Genomic DNA, 19,138 nt, shown 5'->3' with positions numbered 1-19,138 from the left:
TTTTAGGATGTTCGAGTTTGCGACAAAAGTTGAAGCTCTGAAAGTTCTACGAAAATTCCCATCTGCTGTCCTTTCTTATACACGATAAAAGTAGTCTACGCCCCCGGTTGAATATTCGACCGGGGGTTTGAAATTAGGACCACCAACAATTGAATTTAGATTGGGCAAGCATATAGCGGTAAAGCATCCTCGCGTGCCGGCCTTCCAAGTTATTTAGGTTAATGTATTGTTCCAGGCGATCAAGAAATTCTATATCACATTCACAACGACTTTTGTACGAAAGATAGCATAAGTCGTGAGCTTTACATGCCGCATCCACTGCATTTACTGGGGCACCCGGACCACTACACCCCGGACCGCACCAATTATATCCCGGAAACACACAGAATCTTGGGCTCCGAAATCGTCTACGTTCCATAATATAACCCTCCCCTCCCTATAAAATTCTCTTACTATATTTTATTCGAATAGGCTTAAAGTACCTGTGTAGGGGTGGAGGGAGAATAAAAGAGTTTATTGTGTTTTTGTAGCACAATGAAAATTGGATTGTATCAGGACGAAGTCAATTTTTATCTTCCCTATCAACTCAAATCTAATCTAATTCCAACTTGATTTAGTGTACTATAATAGTAGAATGGTATGGTTTTGAATGTGAATAAGGGGATGGTTACAATCGAGGGGACAGTTGAATGGTGGAAAGCGATTGTTGAGTCGATGAATGATGGAGTGCTTGTGATTGACCAAGCCGGGATAGTAAGGACTATTAATCCGGAATATACAAGGATCACGGGTGTGACGCCGGATATAATTGGGAAGCCTTTGGTTTCGTATCGTCCGGGTGCGAGGTTGCCAGAAACGCTTGCGAGTGGAAAGAGCCAGGTTGGTGTTTATCGGAAGACGCATGATCGAGAATACGTTGTTGATATGGCGCCTGTCGTGGTTAATGATGAGATTGTGGGGGCAGTCTCGGTTTGTAAGAGTTTGAATGAGGTTCAGCTGCTTACGCTGGAACTTGAGAAGCAACGGCAAAAAGTGAAAGAATTGCAGGAGCGGATGAGCGCATTACATAGGGTAAGGTATACATTTGATGATATCATCAGGGCCGAGTCCAACATGCAGGACATCGTTTCAATTGCAAAGAAAACGGCAGCTACTGATTTGCCTGTACTGATCGGGGGGGAGAGCGGGACGGGAAAGGAATTGTTTGCACATGCAATCCATCATGCAAGCCTGCGTTCAGACAAGCCTTTCATAGCTGTGAATTGCTCAGCGATCCCTTCGGATTTGATTGAAAATGAATTGTTTGGCCATTTTGAAGGTGTGCTTTATAGTAAACCGGTAATCGGTAAAGCGGGTCTATTTGAAATGGCAGATGGTGGGACGTTATTTTTAGATGAAATAGGAGATCTTTCACTCGATGTTCAAGCAAAATTGTTACGTGTTTTGCAGGAAGGAGCAATCAGGCGAGTTGGTGAGGTTGAAGAGCGTAGGGTAGATGTGCGAATTATTGCCTCGACTCATCGGGACTTGCAACAACTAATAACTAAGGGGCTTTTTCGAAACGATTTATTGTATCGCTTGAATACCATTGATCTTCAAATTCCGCCACTACGCGAACGGAAAAAGGAAATTCCCCTCATTGCACAATCTTTATTAGCGGATAGATTTGAGGTAGAAGAGAATGTTTTGAAGTTCTTAACGCAATACGATTGGCCGGGGAATATAAGAGAGCTTCGAAATGTCTTAGATTACGCGAAGTGCTTGGTTGATGAAAATGAACGAATCTCAATTCGGCATTTCCCCGATTTTATGCAAAAACAACATACTTTATTGAATGAAGAAAAGGGGATCCTTCCATTGCATGAAGCTGTCGAAGTTGCTGAGAAACAAATTCTTGAAACCTCGCTTCAATCGTGTGGACCAACGGTAGGGGAGCGACAAGAAGTTGCGGATTTGTTAGGGATTTCACTTGCCACATTGTATAATAAAATGAAGAAATATAATATTAAATGACGATTCTAATTATTTGTAATAGCAGAAAACTATATTCTAACAACTTAGAATCACAATAGTATCAATAAGTTTGAAGTGGAAAAGCTTTTGTGAGTACACATTTCATTCCAGCTTATTAGAAGAAGAAATGCCAGATTTACAGGTATTTCTTCTTTTCTTTTTGATAAAATAGCAGGAGAAATAGAATTTAATCAACGAGGTGATTGCATGTTACGTATTGGGTCGGGAGCTGGATTTTCCGGTGATCGTCTTGAACCAGCAGTTGAACTTGCCGAAAAAGGTAAGATTGATTACTTGGTTTTGGAGTGCTTGGCGGAACGGACTATCGCGCTTGCGCAAAAACGGAAAAAAGCAGATGCGATGTTAGGGTATGACCCATTGCTTGAAAAGCGGCTTCGCTCTTTATTACCAACATTACTGAAAAACAAAGTTCGCTTAGTGACGAATATGGGGGCGGCCAACCCGATAGGAGGTGCACACAAAATTATTGAAATAGCGGAAGAATTAGGATTGAAGGTGAAAGTGGCAGCTGTTACGGGAGATGATGTGTTACCGTACATATTGGAAAATCAAGGTTCGCTGTCGTTCAATCCAGAACTTTTTGAAACCGCTTCCATACTTTCTGCGAATGCCTATATGGGTGTATCTTCGATTGTTCCGGCTATTGAAACGGGTGCCGATGTGATTATCACTGGAAGAGTTGCCGACCCTTCACTATTTTTGGCACCAATGATCCATCATTTTGGTTGGTCTGTGGATGATTATGATTTGATGGCAAAAGGGACGGTTATCGGTCACTTGCTTGAATGCGCCGGCCAATTGACAGGTGGATACTTTGCTGATCCAGGAAAGAAAGACGTTAGTGGACTTGCTTATCTTGGTTTCCCGATAGCTGAAATTCAGTCCGATGGTTCAGCTTTATTGACGAAAGTTCCGGGAACTGGAGGGTCGCTTACACTTCGCACGGTAAAAGAACAGCTATTGTATGAAGTAATGGATCCATCATCCTATATTACGCCAGACGTTGTTGCGGATTTTACAACAGTCAACTTAAAGGAGGATGGCGAGGATCGTATTTTATTAACTGGTGGAAAAGGGAAGGAAAGACCATCCGAGTTGAAAGTAAGCGTTGGGTTTGATGCCGGTTTTATAGGTGAAGGGGAAATCACTTACGCTGGTGAGAACGCCTATGGTCGTGCTGAACTGGCGGGTTCTATCGTAAAAGAACGCATTTCGGAAAACTATGAGGATTTTAAAGTTGATTACATAGGGGCTATTTCTGCACATCGTGGTTCTTTTGACTATAAGGGGACTCCATATGAAGTTCGTCTACGTGTTGCAGGAAAAACTTTTGAGGAAGATAAAGCGAGGAGGATTGGTGAAGAGGTTGAAGCCCTCTATACAAATGGACCTGCTGGGGGCGGAGGAGCGCGTAAATATGTGAATGAAGTGATCGGGATTGTCTCGACTATGGTGCCAAGGAAGGTAATCAAGTCGGACATTAAGGTTATGGAGGTGAGGTCAAATGGCAAGGAAACTGTATGAAATAGCGCACAGTCGAGCAGGAGATAAAGGCGATGTTCTCATGCTTTCGCTCATTCCTTTTGATGAAGAAATGTACGAAGACCTGCGAGAATATGTGACGGCGGATCGGGTTAAAAGCCATTTGAATCACATTGTAACAGGCGAAGTGACCCGATACGAGATGCCAAATATATCGGCTTTGCAGTTTGTATGCCAAGGTGCTCTTCTTGGTGGTGTTACGACGTCGCTTGGAGTGGATACACATGGAAAGACATTGAGTTATGCACTATTAGAAATGGAAGTAGATTTGTAGGTCAAACTTAAGGGGGAAAATGTATGTTAGCGTTATTAGGTTTCTTAACAATTTTTGTGTTCTTGGCTTTGATTTTGACGAAACGAGTGTCAGTTATTGTATCGTTAATCGTCGTTCCGATTGTGTTCGCCTTAATTGGGGGATTCGGCGCGCAAATGGGGGAATTTATGTTAGACGGAGTAAAAGGTGTTGCTCCAACAGGAATAATGCTTGGTTTTGCGATTCTCTTCTTCGGCGTGATGAATAATGCTGGCCTGTTCGATCCTGTTATTTCACGTGTGTTGCGTGTGGTAAAGGGAGATCCTCAAAAGATTGTTGTCGGAACAGCGATTATTGCGATGCTTGCACATTTGGATGGATCTGGGGCTTCAACATTCCTTATTGCTATTCCAGCCTTGTTGCCACTTTACGATAAATTAGGAATGAGTCGGATTGTATTGGCCGGTGTCGTGGCACTTGGTGCTGGGGTCATGAATCTTCTTCCATGGGGCGGACCGACTGCACGTGCTGCAACAGCACTTAATGTCGATACGAGCGAAATATTCAATCCGGTCATCCCGGCAATGGTCGCGGGAATCGTTTGGGTACTTTTAGTATCATTTTGGATTGGAAGGAAGGAAAAGAAAAGAATTGGCGTTGCGGATATCGAGTATGACCTTCAAACGGAGCTGTCCGATGAAGAAAGAGCAATGCGAAGACCTAAGTTGTTTTGGTTCAATTTGATATTGACGATTATAACCATCGTCGCACTTGTAAAAGTGTGGCTACCACTTCCAATCATATTCATGATTGCATTCGCGGTTGCGGTAATCGTCAATTATCCTAGACCTGATGATCAAATGGAACAAGTGAAAAGCCAAGCCGTTGGTATGATCACAGTTGTTTCGATTATTTTCGCAGCTGGTATCTTCACAGGTATCCTATCGGGTACAGGTATGATCACGGAAATGGCGAATTCCCTAGTTAATGTAATTCCTGATGGTGCTGGGGGCATGATGGGAATTATCGTAGCAGTTACGGGCATGCCTCTCAGTTTGCTGTTCACGCCGGATGCTTATTATTTCGGGGTGTTGCCAATTATTAGTGAAACAGCGGCTGCATATGGTGTACTTCCTACGCATGTCGGCAGTGCGGCTATCTTGGGACAGATGACAACTGGCTTCCCGTTAAGTCCTTTGACAGCATCAACTTTTTTATTGATTGGATTAGCGGGTGTTGAATTAGCTGATCATCAGAAATTTGTATTTAAGTGGGCATTCGGGACAACAATTGTCATGACGATTGTGGCGATTATTACAGGCGTGATTATATAATTTTTATCGGTTATTCCGTAGTATACTAAAATGAGAAGTCAAGCGAATCTTTTGCGTTTGTTCATGTTAAATTCGCTTGCATCATAACGTAACCCGCGCATATCAATAAAACACCCCAACCAAGGTCATCAGACCATAGATGGGGTGTTTTCGAATTAACTATTTGCATGAACCTGCGATCGCAATACATGCTTCAACACCTTACCCGACGCATTCCGAGGTAATTCATCTAAAAACTCCACTTCCATCGGGACTTTGAATTTGGCAAGATTGTTCATACAGTATTCCTTTATTTCGTCCTCCGTTAGGGTATGGTTTTCTTTTATGACGACGTATGCTTTAGGGACTTCCCCTAATACTTCATGTGGGACACCGACGACTGTTGCTTCGAGTAGGGATGGGATCTGGAAGAGCACTTCTTCGACTTCTACAGGATAGACATTTTCGCCACCGCGTATGATCATATCTTTTTTGCGGTCAACGATATAAAGAAGCCCTTCTTCGTCCAATTTCCCTAAATCGCCCGTGTAGAGCCAGCCGTTTCTGACAGTTCGTTTTGTCTCTTCTTCGTCCCGTAAATAGCCTTTCATCACTTGCGGTCCGCGCATGACAATTTCACCAACTGCGCCGATAGGCAGTGGAGCCCCGAATTCGTCTACAACCTGGATCTCGGTTTGCGGCAGAGCTTCGCCGACAGAGCCAATTTTCTCAAGTGCCAAATCGTCTTTCAAAGTTGAAGCCGCTGGTGAATTTTCCGTTTGTCCGTATAGGTTTTGAACCTTCACATTCGGGAAAGTGTCTTTTAGCTTCTTGACCATTTCGTAAGGCATTGGTGCGGCGCCGTAACCGAATAAGCGAAGCGATGGCAGTTCTAATTCTCGGATGTTCGGCAAATTCAAGATGATTGTATACATGGCAGGGACGCCGAAGAACATGGTTGGGTTGGACTTTTGTAGCAACTCCAACGTGCCTTTCGGAGAAAAGGCTTCCTCAATAATTATCGTCCCACCTTTATAAGTGACCGGAACCATGAATACATGGCACGCCGCACAGTGGAAAAGGGGGGTGGAGATCAGCATGCGGTCAACGGAAGTGATCGACATTGCCTCCGCCCAAATTTACCCAGTTGAAATAATGTTTTGATGTGTCAACATGACGCCTTTTGGTTTCCCGGTCGTGCCTGATGTGTACATGACAACCGCGGTATCGTCTCCGTTGAAGTCGGGATATTCAAAAGCACCCGTTTCTTCCCCAAGCAGTTTGTCGATATCCCCGCCTTCCCCGATTGAGAGCTTTTCTTTAAATGGATGAGTCGTTTTTTCAATGACGTCCTTTAGACGTTTGTCGAATAAAAGAGCCTTCGCTTCTGAATGGTTGAAAATATACTCAACTTCACGCGCGGCAAGCTTCGTATTGACAGGCATCACTGTAAATCCACCAAGTTTCACACCAAAATAACAGGCGAGAAACAGATCGGAGTTCATTGAATAAAGCGCAATAATATCCCCTTTTTCATACCCTTGACGTTGCAAATAGGCTGCAATCTTTTCCGCCTTCCCAACAAATTCCCCATACGTCCACTCCCGCCCGTTAAAGGAAGTGTATACTTTATCCGGCGTTTCTTTTGCGTGCTTCAGCAAGACATCCACTATGAACATTTCGATTCCCCCTCGTCAACTATTCCCTTTCTTTAATATTATCAACAGACATTTCTGATTACAAGTTCAATATTAAATATTCAATTATATTGGTACCTGTGCCGGAAACCATTCCGACTATGCACTACAATTGCATAAAAAAACAATAAGGAAGTCAATAATATCGCTGTTTGATTGGCTTCGTTTTGTATGATTATAGCTTTTCTTGAATTGTCATAAATGTGTTGTGCACAGGTACCTTCATAATCCCTTTCTGCAACCAAAGACCTACTATATTTACTCTTTTTCTTTAATTACTTATAAAATCGCCACGTACAGCCACTTTCATGAGTTGACGGGACGGATATGCCGTGAGTAGGTGGTGGGGGATGAGGCATAATAAGTATTTTTTTTTAGTGGAAAGGGAAATAGGAATCAGTGGTAGGTTATGAAAACAGTTATAAAGAATGAATAATTTAAATAGTTAGAAACCTATATTGCCAGTTTTTCTACACTTCATTACAATAGAGGAAGAAGATGGTTTTTATACCCAAAACCACATTACACCTCAGAAATTACCTCATTCCTTGAAATAATTCCACTTACTACTCACTATTTTTCTCCAAACAGTCACGTGCAAGTTGATAACCGTTCAAAACCGTCCCGCAAAAAAGTGACGGAAGCTATTATTATAGTTTTTCAACGACGATAAACAATAGAAATCATCCTGAAAAATGATAAGAGAGAGGTTGTCGTTATATGAATGTGATACTTGTCGATGATCACCCGTTAATAAGAAAAGGACTTTTTTCAGTTTTAGTTGGTGAAGAAGGGCTGAATATTGTAGGGGAGGCTTCGAATCGTAAGGAAGCGTTGGCCATCTTAAGGTCCAAGAAACCCGACATAGCGATTGTGGACCTATATTTAGGCGGCGAATGCGGATTGGACTTGATTGCCGAGGCGAAAAGCCAAGGCGTGGTATGCAAATTTATCGTATTGTCCTCTTCGCCAAATGAGGAAAACTTTAGGCAGGCGAAGAGGTTGGGGGTTTCCGGGTTTTTATTGAAGGAATCAGTGCTTGAAGAATTGGTACATGCCTTGCGAATGATTCGTAATGGCAGAAACTATTATGATCAAAGAATTCTTGAGGTTATTTTGAAATCCCCAAGCTCCTATTTAACAAGAGGGGAATTTGAAACGCTGACCCCTAAGGAAACAGAAGTGTTGATAGAACTTGGTAAAGGTCTATCGAATAAAGAAATCTCGGAAGTGTTATCAGTAACAGAGTACACTGTGAAAAAGCATGTTAGCCAAGTATTAGCGAAGTTGAATCTTGGGGATCGAACCCAGGCGGCTTTATATGCAAATGCGAAAGGATTAGTTCGTTACACTGTTACTGGACCTTAATTAAATATTGAATTACAATGCCAGATCCTGTTTTAAAAGGGTCTGGCATTTTTCACTTTAAATTACCGCTCCTCATTACACTTTTGTATACCAATGGAGACTAAGGTGGTAGGTCGTCTTACCACAATGAATAACACGATGTATCAAAAGAATAGTGGGAAAAGTAGACGGAATGGGGGCGAGAAGAAACAGCCTCGCTTTTATACTTAGGAATAGATGGAAAAGTGTATCTTTTCCAAACACAACGTTCGTTCAGCGAAATGAAAGGTGCTTCTCCGAAAATAGTAGGGGGTAGGTGATTATGAGAAGGATTGTATTTTTAATTGTAATGTGTTGTCTTCTTTTAATGGGCACTTCGATATATGCCCAATCCACGCAAGGAACGACTTTTTCGGACTGGTATAGGCATCAATTCCATTTACTTTCCAATCAATTAAGTGAAGAGATGAATATTTCTCTTACAACATTCGAGACATCCGTAAACACCTATCAAGAGCAGCTGCTTAAAAGAATGGAAAGTCGACTTGTGGATTACGTTCTTAATGCCTCCGAGGATGCAAATCACGATATCAAAAATTATAAAAACAACCATCTTCAGCAGTTGAATGAAACAAAAGAGTCTCTTATGGAAAAAGATCTTATTGAAATTGAAAAAGAGATGAAAAAAAGGCAAATGGAGATCGATCGTCGTACATTTGACATTTTATCAGAACTTCTTTCCGAGTATGGTTTTGACGGAATCACTAGTGATGTGAAGCTTGAAAATAATCATAACAAAACTGAGGGGGACAATTAAACATGAAGATGACATTTAAAAAGAAAATCGTTGCAGGAACAATTTCGGTTGGATTGCTATCTGGGGTGGGTCTTGCGTTTGCCAACACGGATGCTGGTGGAGCGTTGAAATCTTGGTATAGCGGCGTTTTTAATGGTGCGCAAGCCTCAGTTGCCCAAGAAGCGGACCAGTATTCTGCTGAAGAGTTTGGTAGTTTGGATGAAATGTTTGAAGGTCTGAGAGCTGGAGCAGAATTTGATGTCGATTTTACAAAGGATCGTGAAATTGGCAAAGCATCCGCCGCGATTCAAAGCGCAAGAGACTCCCATATTAGCTCATTGGGGGAGGCGGAAAATGAGATTTTGGCGGGAATGGATCTTGCTTTTAATAATGTGTACCAGGAAGGATGGCTGCAAATCCAAGCTGCTGGGAACGAGGCTACCCAAATCGCTTCTGATGATATGACTGCATTCGCGGGTGATACGGGAGCTGCGGCAATCGAAGAATTGACAACGCAATTGGATGCTGTTAAAGCTGAGGCACTTACTGGACTTGAAGAGGCAATTGTAGCTGCTAAGGCCGCAATTATGGCGGAAGTTGAAAGTGAAAAGACAATTACGGTTGCGAACTTGAAAACTGCAGTCGATTTTAAAGTCAATGAAGTCTTTAATCAAGTTGCCGATATTTTGGATGGATTAGTGGCGGAACAAGAAGCTTTAATAGAAGCAAAAGCATTGGAACTTGAAAATGAAGCGAAAGCTGCAATGGATGCGCTACTTTCGGATATCAATGACTAATTTATAGCTAAATAGGGCCTGCCCAACGCTGGCCCTACTATTATATTTGGAGGGTGTGCTGTGGATCAAAAAAGAAGAAGTAGTTTACAAAAATGTAAGTTTCTAATTGGAGCTCTTCTTTTAATCGGAATCATTGGAAGTGGTGTATCAATCACATTTGCGAATCAAGATATCCAATCATTGTTGATGAATTGGTTTGATACACAAAGGGGGCACGTACTTGATGAAATCAAGGAAGCAATTGATTTGGAACATGAGATTCAAACGGGACGCTTAAAAGAAGAGCTGCATTCGGAAATACAAATGGCAAATGAACGACTTCAAGCTTTCACAATGGAGGAAAAGGAAAGGCGAACAAGCGAATTGCGACGTTACGCCGACGAATTAATAAATGGATTCGTAAACGATAACTTGGAAAATGAAAATAGTGTAAGAGATGAATTGGATAGTATTTTCCAATCTGCAGTCAATGAAATGAACCGTGTAGTGAATGAGGGGAATATAGGTCAAACACCAATTGAGGAGCCTGAATCTCCGGAAGAGGAAGAGCCGGGGGAAGAGCCGGAACCTGAAACAGAACCAGATCCCGAACAGGATCCAGATCCAGATCCAGATTCAGACCCGAACCCAGACCCAAATCCGGAAACAGGGTCAGATTCTGATCCGAATCCAGTCCCTGTAGATCCTAACACAACCCCTGAATTTGATGAGAGGAAACGTGATGCGAAATGAATGTAAATGAACTGACAGCAAAAACAATTGAAGCTACGAAAGATAAGAAGAAGTCTCAGGATAGTGTACTCAGTTGGGTGAAATTCATTTTGCTCATCATTGGGCTTTTTCTTGTATTCCGATATGCAATTGGCATTACGGTCATTAGCGGGAACTCAATGGCTCCTACACTCGGAAACAAGGATATTATTGTGACGAATAATGTGTTTTTCACTCCTGACATAGATGATATCGTTCAATTTCGTGATGTACATGGTTTTGATGCCATTAAACGGATAATCGCTTTACCGAATGACACTGTTGAGATTGTTGATGGGGTCGTTTATGTGAATGGCGACAAAGTGAAAGAAGTTTATTCCACCGGTTTTCCGAACGATATGGAATTAGTTAAAGTCGCGGAGAACTCCTACTTTGTCATGGGAGACAACCGGACTCCTGGTGAGAGTTTGGATAGTAGAAATAGCGAATTCGGTTTCCTACCAAAAGAGCGAATTAAAGGGGAATTGGTTTTCTCTCTTTATCCACTTGGTTTTAAATAATTGTTACCCAAATTTGTATGGTGAATGAAACAACAAGATAAATCAAATGTATGCCATAAAAACCCGAATGTTGGAAGGAGGGGTACGATTAAACCTTTTGCAGTAAAGAAATGCGTTCTTTATAAAAAAAGGAGGAATGAAATTGAGGAAAAAACGTGGTCGAAGTCAGATGCGAATTTTTAGTATTGTAACGGCACTCCTTATGGTGTTTTCTATTTTAACACCAGGAATGGCAACGGCGGAGCAACAGAACAAACTACATCAGTCGTTCAAAGACTCTGCTGTTAACGCTACATCAAAAGTTAGCAATGACTTAAATCAAATCTTTAAGGACGAAGAAACAGTTACATTCTTAGTTAAATTCAATGAGCAAGCAGATACAACGAAAGTAGCAAAACAGGCTAGACAAGATGCAAATAAAGCTAGTCTTTCCGCAGTGACAACAGAGTTGATGGTGAGGTCTGCAGTAGTTTCCGAGCTAAAAGCAACTTCACTAGAAGCGCAAGCAAACGTTAAAGAATTCTTGGAAGGTCTCCTCTCGACAGGAGAAGTAAAAGACATTACCTCCTACTATATTGTAAACGGTATGGCTGTTACAGCAACGAAGGAAATTGCCGAGAAGATCGCTAGTTTCCCTGAAGTTGAAAAAATCCTTCCGAACGAAACGCGCGAACTATACACAGCAACGAAAACCGAAAATGCGGTTGCACCAGCATCCGGCCTTGCAAACGTTGAATGGAACGTTGAGCGAGTGAATGCGCCAGACGTGTGGGCAATGGGAATTGACGGTTCTGGAACAGTCGTTGCAAGTCTTGACACAGGTGTTCAATGGGATCACCCAGCATTGAAAGAAAAATATCGTGGCTATGATTCTTCTACGGGTCAAGTAAACCATGTGTACAACTTCTTTGATGCTACTCGTGCAGCTCGCGAAGCATCTTATGATGACCATGGGCATGGAACACACGTTACTGGAACAATGGTCGGAAGCGAGCCGAACGGTTCCAACCAAATTGGTGTTGCTCCAGGGGCGAAGTGGATTGCGGTTAAAGTATTCGATGCGGCTGGCAGTACATCAGACGCTATTTTACTAGCTGCAGCACAGTGGATTTTAGCGCCACATGATCGAGATGGAAACGTTCGTGTCGATCTTGCTCCAGATGTTGTTAATAACTCATGGGGCGGTGGTCGCGGTCTTGACGAGTGGTATCGTGACGTAGTTATTAACTGGAGAAACGCGGAAATTTTCCCTGAGTTCTCTGCAGGAAATACAACATTAACGAATCCGGGTGGACCTGGATCAATTGCAGTACCAGCAAACTATCCTGAATCGTTTGCAACTGGTGCAACAGATATCAACAACAAGGTAGCGAGTTTCTCTTTGCGCGGACCTTCGCCATATGGAGAAGTTAAGCCTGATATCATTGCTCCAGGGGTAAACATTCGCTCCTCTGTACCGGGTAGCGGTTATGAAGGTGGATGGAATGGAACTTCGATGTCTGGTCCAGCTGTCGCAGGGGTTGCGGCTTTGCTTCGCCAAGCGAATGCTACAATCACTGTCGATGAAATGGAACAGATCTTACTCAGTACTGCGGTTCCGTTAACAGATAGTCAATATCCAACAGTTCCTAATAACGGATATGGACACGGTCTTGTTGATGCGTATGCAGCAGTTTCAACAATTGCTAGTGGACTTGGAACACTTAGCGGCCAAGTTACTCAACACGGTGAAGATACTGAAGCACCAGTGTATGAGCACTCAGCGCCTCTTGAGACATATGCGGGTATGGACCTTGATTTAACAATCAAAGTGAGCGATAACATCAGTGTTTCTTCTGTTACTTTCCAATACCAAGACGCAGATGGAGCTTGGCAAACGATGGAAGCTACACGTAAATCCGGAGACTATAAGTCCGGTGTGTATGGTGTATCGGTTTCTGGTGATAAAATCGCTGGCAACGCATTCACATACAAATGGACAATGAATGACTTCGGTAATAATGAAGTGACAACTGAAGAGTATATAGTTGCTGTGAAGCAAGGAATCACAGTTGGCTATTTCGAAGACTTTGAAACAAATCCAGTCGGTTGGGCATCATTTGGAGCAAATGATACATGGGAGTGGGGTATTCCTACATCAGGGCCAAACAATGCGGCTTCTGGTGAAAAGGTATACGCTACGAATCTATCTGGTCTCTACTTGAATAACATGAACGCAACATTGGTTATGCCTCCGGTTGATTTACCTGAAGGAAATGCATATCTACAGTTTAAACATTGGCATGAGTTTGAGAAGTCTACACTTGGAACGACTTGGGATTACGGCCATATTGTAATTTCCACAGATCGTGAAAACTGGACGCGTCTACTGAAAGTTGATGGCTCTTCAGATGGTTGGGTTGACGTACAAGTCGACTTGTCTGAATATAGCGGACAACGCGTCTATCTCGGATTCAATGCATTTTCCGATGGAAGTGTAGGAAAACAAGGTTGGTATCTCGATGATGTCGCGTTAACTGATGTTGCACAACCAGCGAAAACATCAATCGGCATGCCGAAACCAGCGAAATTGACGGATGCTGAACTTGAAATGGAGAAAGAAAAAGAAGCAACTGAAAAACCAATGGATCCAAAAGATCTTGTGATTGATTTGACGAAAGAGGAAGTTGCAGCTCCGTTTGTGGACATGAACGGAAATAACCTTTCTGCATTGCCACTCGGTGCGAAAGTGACTGTTCTTGAAAACAATCGTACTGTCAATACAAATCCGGCAGACGGTTCGTACACAATGACACTTGGCGCAGGCACATACACTGTGAAAGCAGAAGCGTATGGATTCCAATCTACGGCACAAACTGTCACAATCACAGATAATGGAACAACTACTGCCAATTTCACATTGGAAGAAAATCCAAAAGGGACGGCAAGTGGTAAAATCACAGATGCTGCAGGAATTCCGGTTGAAGGAGCAGTTATCATGCTTCTTGAAGATGCGAATATTACTCCTGTCGTATCAAACGCTGACGGAAGCTATTCAATCACAGCGTATTCCGGTGAATATACGATGAAAGTGATTGCAAATGGATTCCATAGTAAAGAGGAGTCTATTACAATCGGACCTAACGGGATTGTCAAAGATATTATCTTGGATCCTTTCTTCACATATCCTGGTGGAGAAATAGCGTATGACGATGGTACGGCTGAAAATGCTCGTGCATTTTATGACGCTGGAAATGGCTGGGCAGTTAAGATGTCCCTTCCGGAAGGCAAGAATTCCGCGATCGTCTCTGAAGGTATTTTCCGTTTCTGGACTTCAGAATGGCCAGTACCAGGCGGAACGAAATTTGCAGTTGAAGTTTGGGATGCAAAAGGAACAAATGGAGCGCCAGGCAAAAAACTTGCAGGCCCAATCGATGCGAATGCTAAACGGGATGGCGGGTGGACTGTCGTTGACTTGACAGAACATAACATCGCGGTTGACGGTGATTTCTACATGGTTTACATTCAGACTCATATCAACACGGCTTCACCAGGATTGGCGACGGATGAAAACGGTCCGAATGCTAAGAGAAGCTATGAGTATGTTGGCGGCGTTTGGGCTCCAGCACCTGCTGACGAAGGAAACTACATGATCCGTGCACGTGTAAACTATGAAGTCGATGGACCGGTAATCACGACTCCTGGCGCAGTAACAAACAATGCAAATGTTGTAGTTGAAGGTAAAGCATCTCCAACAACAACAATCACATTGAAGAACAATGGTAATAATGTTGGATCCGTCACAGTTGGCGAAGATGGCGCATTTGCATTCCCAATTGTTATGACTGAAGGTCAAAACGTATTCACGGCTGTTTCTTCACTGAATGGTAGAGTGACAGGTGAATCCGCACAAGTTACATTTGTGTTGGATACTGTGAAACCAGTATTGTCGATTACAAGCCCAAGAACTGGCACAAACACGAAAAGTGAAGTAGCAACTGTTACCGGTAAAGTTTCCGACGCCAACCTTAGCACCGTAACTGTCAACGGACAGAAGGCAAATGTTGCTGCGAATGGAACTTACTCAACGCGTATTCTTCTTGACGAAGGTGAGAACGTCATCACTGTAGTCGCGAAAGACGCTGCAGGTAACGAAGAAACAAAATCTGTAACTGTTTTTGCGAAATTCTCTGAACTTGAGATTTCTAACCTTACTCCGGCATCAGATCTTCATGTAGGGGTTGGCCAAACTGTAAAAATCGAGTTTGATAGCGAAGCAGGATTAGCTGCCACATTCTCAATCCACATGCCACTAACAAATCTTGGGTTGAGCAGTGAAAACGCGCTTGAGTTACCAATCAGAGAAGTCAGCCCTGGCCACTATGTAGGCTACTGGACTGTACCATCTGGCGTAGTCGCAGCAGGCGCTCGCATCGAAGTAAAAGTGAAAGACATTTACGGTAACGAAACAAGAGCATTTGCGAATGGTAAATTGTATATCAACGTGCAATGATGCATTGTAAAGGTACCTGTGCATGAAACGATTCAGATTATGCACTACAATTGCATAAAAAATAGTGAAGAAGCCGATCTGGTCAATGACCGATCGGCTTCTTTTTGAATTAATATTCACTATGTTGAATTGTCATAAATGTGTCGCGCGCAGGTACCTTTACAATCAGTTCGCAGATTTTAACTCGTTAAAAATGAAGTCCTTTGTGTCTTTAAAGCTGAATACGGTCTTAATAAGGCCGACTCCCGGTGCATAATAATGGATTGTTTTTCCCTCTTTATCTTCTGGGATAACGCTTGTGATTTCAATTACTTCATTATACTTCCCAGCTGGGACTTCCATTGTTAAGCCAGTCGCAGTCATCATACCGACGGATTTGTTGGCATCGTTCTTGTCCCATTTCGGTTTGTTCGCAAGTTCGACGACAGCTGTCTCGTTATTCCCTAACGTATTGATGAGGTAGACGAGTTTAACTTCTTCGCTGCTAACTATGTATTCCTTGATTGTTTCGGTAGTCACTCCGCCTTTTTCATGGATGTATACTGAATCATTACCCTCAGAGTCGGTCGATACGTTCACTGTTTCAATTGATTCTACCGTTTGTCCTTCCGTATCGTAATGGATATACTCCCGCGTCATGCCAATAGACGGAAAGTACTCGGATATGTCAATTGCTTCGGCCGTTTTTTTATCTACCGTTTTATTGTCCGATGAGCAGCCGCTGAGAACAAAAACGAAAGCAAGCAGGGCAGCCATGAATACTAGTTGTTTTTTCAAATTAAATCCCCCTTTTCCAATCTTTATTTTAACATTGAGGCAGAAGGATGAACATACTTTTCGGATTAATAGTGCAATTGAGTAAGTATACAAACAGAAAAGACGCTATTTCGTTCAAATTCGAACAAAATAGCGTCTTTGACTGTCAGAAGGGCTCGGTTTTTGATTAACCTAAAATAAGCTGTTTCAGTTGATCGACTAATTCAGGGCGATACTTCTTACCGATTAATTCAAGTTGAATTTCATTGCCATTGATGTAAAGATTTCCTTTAAATTCGATGTCTTCAATGTCTGCGTAGGCGATTCGACCACTGTTGCTCCACATATTGTGATAGTAGATGGCTTCATTAGACAGTAGGAAACCGTCTTTGGCACTTCCGAATGCCGTATTATCGAAAAGTAGATAAGGTGTTTCTTCCGTTGAAAGTTTGGCATACGAGCCTAAAGCTCCTTTGAGCCTTTTTTGTGATTTGGTATCGTCTCTGTCGCAAGGGTAGAAGTACCCCTCTATGTTTTTATTTAAAGATTGATAGAATCCTTCAACCTTTTTTGCGAAGTTTTTTGTTTTTATCGGTTTTTCAACAATAGTTGCTGTATGAGCTATTGTCTCCAAAACGGATTCTTCGCGTGTGTCTATTACCGTCTCTTCATAGCCTATTTCTTCATTAGTTTCCGTTTCAGTTGGTTCCATTAATTCGATATTCTCAGGTTCATCGTTAATCATATCTGATAAATCAAAGATTGCATCTGCAATTGGTTCAAGTAAGTCATCCCAATAAACAGCTTCCAAAATGCTTGGTTTGCATATAACCTCTTCTCCGTTGCTCATTAATAAGACGATATGTTTGTTGTGGGACTCGCCTCTGCAGCCGACCTCTTCAATAGCTGTCAATGGGAAAGAGCGGTTATTTTCCTTTAAGTTAAGATGCAGGCGATGATTGGTTATTGCAAATCCTTTTTTTGCGGTACTCCAGATTGTGTCGTCAAAAAGAATAAGAATTTCTTCGTTCTGACTAAGTGTTACATATTCATGGATAGCATTTGCATAGGCCTTCGGATTTTCATTCGGTAGGAAAAGCTTTTCACGCACTTTCTTTTCCTTGATCGAAATGATTCTTTTCTTGATGGCGGCGTATTGATCCGATGCCGATTGCTCTTCGCGAATATTATACGTTTTGGAAATGAGAGCAACTACTTTGATAAGGAAACTGACGTAGTTAGATAACGTGTCTCGTTTAATAGATACAATCTGGATTTTATCATGATCATTGATGATGATTTCATCTTTGCTGTTTGTGATTTTTTCGATAGAACCTAATAGTATCTGCTTTGGTTTGCTAAAGGTATTTTTGTAATAAAGGTGGCGATTCGTCAATAAAATCCCGCCTTTACCGTTTCCAAATGGGCTGTCATCCATTTGGAAAATCCCCCATTCACCCTGTTCAAGTCCGTTTTCTGTCAAATGAGATAGAGCGTTTGAACATTTGGTAATCGCTTCGTCGAATAGAAGTGATAATTCTCGCTGTGCAGTTGGAAGGCTTTCCATTAATTCGTGGATAATCTCCCTAACATCACTTGATGAATGAGCGACTTCTCCAGCCTCGGCTTCGATAAGATAGTCAAAGTCGAGCCTTTTAAATTTCTCGATTCTGTTCTCTAACTCCTTGTAGATGGGTTCCAATTTTTCCTCGTCTATTCCGAAAGTAAAAGAGTGTTGTAAAATCTTTTGTTTAATAAATTCGGCGTCTTCTTCGTCTTCGATATCCGCTTGCTCGACGATATCAAAAAGTTGATTCATCTTATAATTAAAAAGCGGCACTCCGAAGTTATCGGCCATTTTCCCTAAACTACCGTCAGGATCTCCCGTAATCGAAAGGACTTTTAAATAGATTTCAAAGTCAGTCGGATCAATTTTCAATAAATCAATAAGAACTGATTTTTGTTCTTCCTCCGAAGAAATCCGCTCAATATTGGATAACAACCCTTTTTTACGTTGGTAATCGAGTTCTGTAAATTCTTCCTTCAGACCATATCCTAATTCTTCATTGATAATCTGAATAACTGGTTTGTATAAATCAAGAATATCTATGTACAGGCCATTGACTAAAGAATTGCATAACTCGGGATTCTTATAAAGCTTGCCCTTTTTAACACTATTCGCCATGGCAGAACCGATGCTTCCAATGATATTAAATGTGCCATGTAGCACACCCGTTGCCAAGTTCAGTGCACCGGCCGTAGCCATTCCTTTGACTGCCCCTTCCAGGCCAAAACCACCACCGGAAATTCTGCCGCGATATTCCCTGCGAGCCGTCCGGTACGCATTCAACTCCTTGGCGTTATCAATGATTTTTTCATACTCACCGCAGACAAAATCATAGCCATCCAATAAATTATCAATTGATATGTAGTGCTTGAAAAAAATTTCTTCATCAACCGTGTAGATCTTCCAATCCCGAAGCAGATCAGCTGTAAATTCAGCTACCTCCGCCATATAGTTCATCGCAGTATCCATTGAATGTTGAACTACATTTTCAATCGTTTTGAATTGAGCATAATCCTTTTCAAATTTGTCCGCGTACTCCATCGCCAACTGTTCGTATTGCGAACGTAATTCGTGAAATAGTATTTCCTCTGGAGAAAAGCTGATAGGTCTTTGCATGACAATGAATTCTTCCATTTCGACACACCTTTCAAATCAAAAGAGTCAATAACATGACTTTTGATTTATTATTTATATATAATAGTATATTCCTAAGATTAAAGGTGTTCAATGATATCTTTTTATGAAAAGTGGAATAAGAGTGTCTTTTTAAAAG

At 42.0% G+C, this 19,138-nt stretch carries 14 protein-coding genes and 1 pseudogene; 10 read left to right on the top strand and 5 right to left on the bottom strand.

Annotated elements, in window-relative coordinates; all coding sequences use genetic code 11:
• Positions 1-133: 133 nt before the first annotated feature.
• A complete protein-coding gene (locus tag ACFPZG_RS03965; protein WP_317940268.1) occupies positions 134-418 on the bottom strand; it encodes a phospholipase in 285 nt (94 codons plus the stop codon).
• Positions 419-639: 221 nt separating this feature from the next.
• On the opposite strand from ACFPZG_RS03965, the gene ACFPZG_RS03960 reads away from it, so the two are divergent.
• From ACFPZG_RS03960 to ACFPZG_RS03945, 4 genes are all read left to right on the top strand, one after another.
• Entirely contained in the window at positions 640-2,013 is a 1,374-nt protein-coding gene (locus ACFPZG_RS03960) for a sigma-54 interaction domain-containing protein (RefSeq protein WP_317940267.1), read from the top strand.
• 207 nt (positions 2,014-2,220) lie between these two features.
• Positions 2,221-3,558: an acyclic terpene utilization AtuA family protein gene (locus ACFPZG_RS03955; protein WP_283732785.1), complete on the top strand. Its 1,338-nt coding sequence runs from the start codon at positions 2,221-2,223 to the stop codon at positions 3,556-3,558.
• Positions 3,539-3,850 (top strand): AtuA-related protein, encoded by a 312-nt coding sequence (locus ACFPZG_RS03950; protein WP_283732784.1) that lies wholly within the window; start codon positions 3,539-3,541, stop codon positions 3,848-3,850. Before ACFPZG_RS03955 ends, ACFPZG_RS03950 begins: the two co-directional genes overlap by 20 nt.
• Before the next feature lie 23 nt (positions 3,851-3,873).
• The gene (locus ACFPZG_RS03945) at positions 3,874-5,163 is read left to right on the top strand and encodes a CitMHS family transporter (RefSeq protein ID WP_317940266.1); all 1,290 of its coding nucleotides are present in this window, start codon (positions 3,874-3,876) and stop codon (positions 5,161-5,163) included.
• A gap of 155 nt (positions 5,164-5,318) precedes the next feature.
• Here ACFPZG_RS03945 and ACFPZG_RS03940 read toward each other — a convergent pair whose 3' ends face one another.
• Together ACFPZG_RS03940 and ACFPZG_RS03935 are read right to left on the bottom strand one after the other, a co-directional pair.
• Positions 5,319-5,627, bottom strand: coding sequence for a class I adenylate-forming enzyme family protein (locus ACFPZG_RS03940; protein ID WP_317940419.1), 309 nt, complete (start codon positions 5,625-5,627; stop codon positions 5,319-5,321).
• 123 nt (positions 5,628-5,750) lie between these two features.
• Positions 5,751-6,821 (bottom strand): annotated as a pseudogene (locus tag ACFPZG_RS03935) (class I adenylate-forming enzyme family protein); the annotation flags it as partial.
• A 738-nt stretch (positions 6,822-7,559) separates the two neighbouring features.
• Here ACFPZG_RS03935 and ACFPZG_RS03930 point away from each other — a divergent pair.
• The 6 genes from ACFPZG_RS03930 to ACFPZG_RS03905 all read left to right on the top strand — a co-directional run bounded on the left by ACFPZG_RS03930 (position 7,560) and on the right by ACFPZG_RS03905 (position 15,542).
• The gene (locus ACFPZG_RS03930) at positions 7,560-8,207 is read left to right on the top strand and encodes a response regulator (RefSeq protein ID WP_283732783.1); all 648 of its coding nucleotides are present in this window, start codon (positions 7,560-7,562) and stop codon (positions 8,205-8,207) included.
• Positions 8,208-8,508: 301 nt separating this feature from the next.
• Positions 8,509-9,003 (top strand): hypothetical protein, encoded by a 495-nt coding sequence (locus tag ACFPZG_RS03925; protein ID WP_317940265.1) that lies wholly within the window; start codon positions 8,509-8,511, stop codon positions 9,001-9,003.
• A gap of 2 nt (positions 9,004-9,005) precedes the next feature.
• On the top strand, positions 9,006-9,779 hold the full coding sequence (locus tag ACFPZG_RS03920; RefSeq protein ID WP_283732781.1) for a hypothetical protein: 774 nt from the start codon (positions 9,006-9,008) through the stop codon (positions 9,777-9,779).
• A 60-nt stretch (positions 9,780-9,839) separates the two neighbouring features.
• Positions 9,840-10,511 (top strand): hypothetical protein, encoded by a 672-nt coding sequence (locus tag ACFPZG_RS03915; RefSeq protein ID WP_283732780.1) that lies wholly within the window; start codon positions 9,840-9,842, stop codon positions 10,509-10,511.
• Complete coding sequence (gene lepB, locus ACFPZG_RS03910; protein ID WP_283732779.1) at positions 10,508-11,050, top strand: signal peptidase I; 543 nt, start codon at positions 10,508-10,510, stop codon at positions 11,048-11,050. Before ACFPZG_RS03915 ends, lepB begins: the two co-directional genes overlap by 4 nt.
• Positions 11,051-11,186: 136 nt before the next feature.
• Positions 11,187-15,542, top strand: a complete 4,356-nt coding sequence (locus tag ACFPZG_RS03905) for a S8 family serine peptidase (protein WP_317940264.1) — start codon at positions 11,187-11,189, stop codon at positions 15,540-15,542.
• Between the two features lie 165 nt (positions 15,543-15,707).
• Here the strand turns inward: ACFPZG_RS03905 and ACFPZG_RS03900 are convergent, their stop codons facing one another.
• A complete protein-coding gene (locus ACFPZG_RS03900) occupies positions 15,708-16,319 on the bottom strand; it encodes a hypothetical protein (RefSeq protein WP_317940263.1) in 612 nt (203 codons plus the stop codon).
• A 166-nt stretch (positions 16,320-16,485) separates the two neighbouring features.
• Positions 16,486-18,999 carry a hypothetical protein gene (locus tag ACFPZG_RS03895; RefSeq protein WP_283732777.1) on the bottom strand — a complete coding sequence of 838 codons (2,514 nt, stop codon included), beginning with the start codon at positions 18,997-18,999 and terminating at the stop codon, positions 16,486-16,488.
• Positions 19,000-19,138 lie beyond the last annotated feature (139 nt).

Source organism: Sporosarcina thermotolerans (genome assembly GCF_042658975.1).
GTDB classification, from domain to species: domain Bacteria; phylum Bacillota; class Bacilli; order Bacillales_A; family Planococcaceae; genus Sporosarcina; species Sporosarcina thermotolerans.
The sequence above is the reverse complement of the archived record's forward strand: the minus strand, read 5'-3'. Positions and strand labels throughout refer to the sequence as shown.

Coding starts and splice junctions, on each gene's coding strand:
- ACFPZG_RS03940 (WP_317940419.1), bottom strand. CDS start 5,627: ATGATCATACGCGGTGGCGAAAATGTCTATCCTGTAGAAGTCGAAGAA.
- ACFPZG_RS03950 (WP_283732784.1), top strand. CDS start 3,539: ATGGCAAGGAAACTGTATGAAATAGCGCACAGTCGAGCAGGAGATAAA.
- lepB (WP_283732779.1), top strand. CDS start 10,508: ATGAATGTAAATGAACTGACAGCAAAAACAATTGAAGCTACGAAAGAT.
- ACFPZG_RS03965 (WP_317940268.1), bottom strand. CDS start 418: ATGGAACGTAGACGATTTCGGAGCCCAAGATTCTGTGTGTTTCCGGGA.
- ACFPZG_RS03945 (WP_317940266.1), top strand. CDS start 3,874: ATGTTAGCGTTATTAGGTTTCTTAACAATTTTTGTGTTCTTGGCTTTG.
- ACFPZG_RS03930 (WP_283732783.1), top strand. CDS start 7,560: ATGAATGTGATACTTGTCGATGATCACCCGTTAATAAGAAAAGGACTT.
- ACFPZG_RS03925 (WP_317940265.1), top strand. CDS start 8,509: ATGAGAAGGATTGTATTTTTAATTGTAATGTGTTGTCTTCTTTTAATG.
- ACFPZG_RS03905 (WP_317940264.1), top strand. CDS start 11,187: ATGAAATTGAGGAAAAAACGTGGTCGAAGTCAGATGCGAATTTTTAGT.
- ACFPZG_RS03960 (WP_317940267.1), top strand. CDS start 640: ATGGTTTTGAATGTGAATAAGGGGATGGTTACAATCGAGGGGACAGTT.
- ACFPZG_RS03955 (WP_283732785.1), top strand. CDS start 2,221: ATGTTACGTATTGGGTCGGGAGCTGGATTTTCCGGTGATCGTCTTGAA.
- ACFPZG_RS03895 (WP_283732777.1), bottom strand. CDS start 18,999: ATGGAAGAATTCATTGTCATGCAAAGACCTATCAGCTTTTCTCCAGAG.
- ACFPZG_RS03920 (WP_283732781.1), top strand. CDS start 9,006: ATGAAGATGACATTTAAAAAGAAAATCGTTGCAGGAACAATTTCGGTT.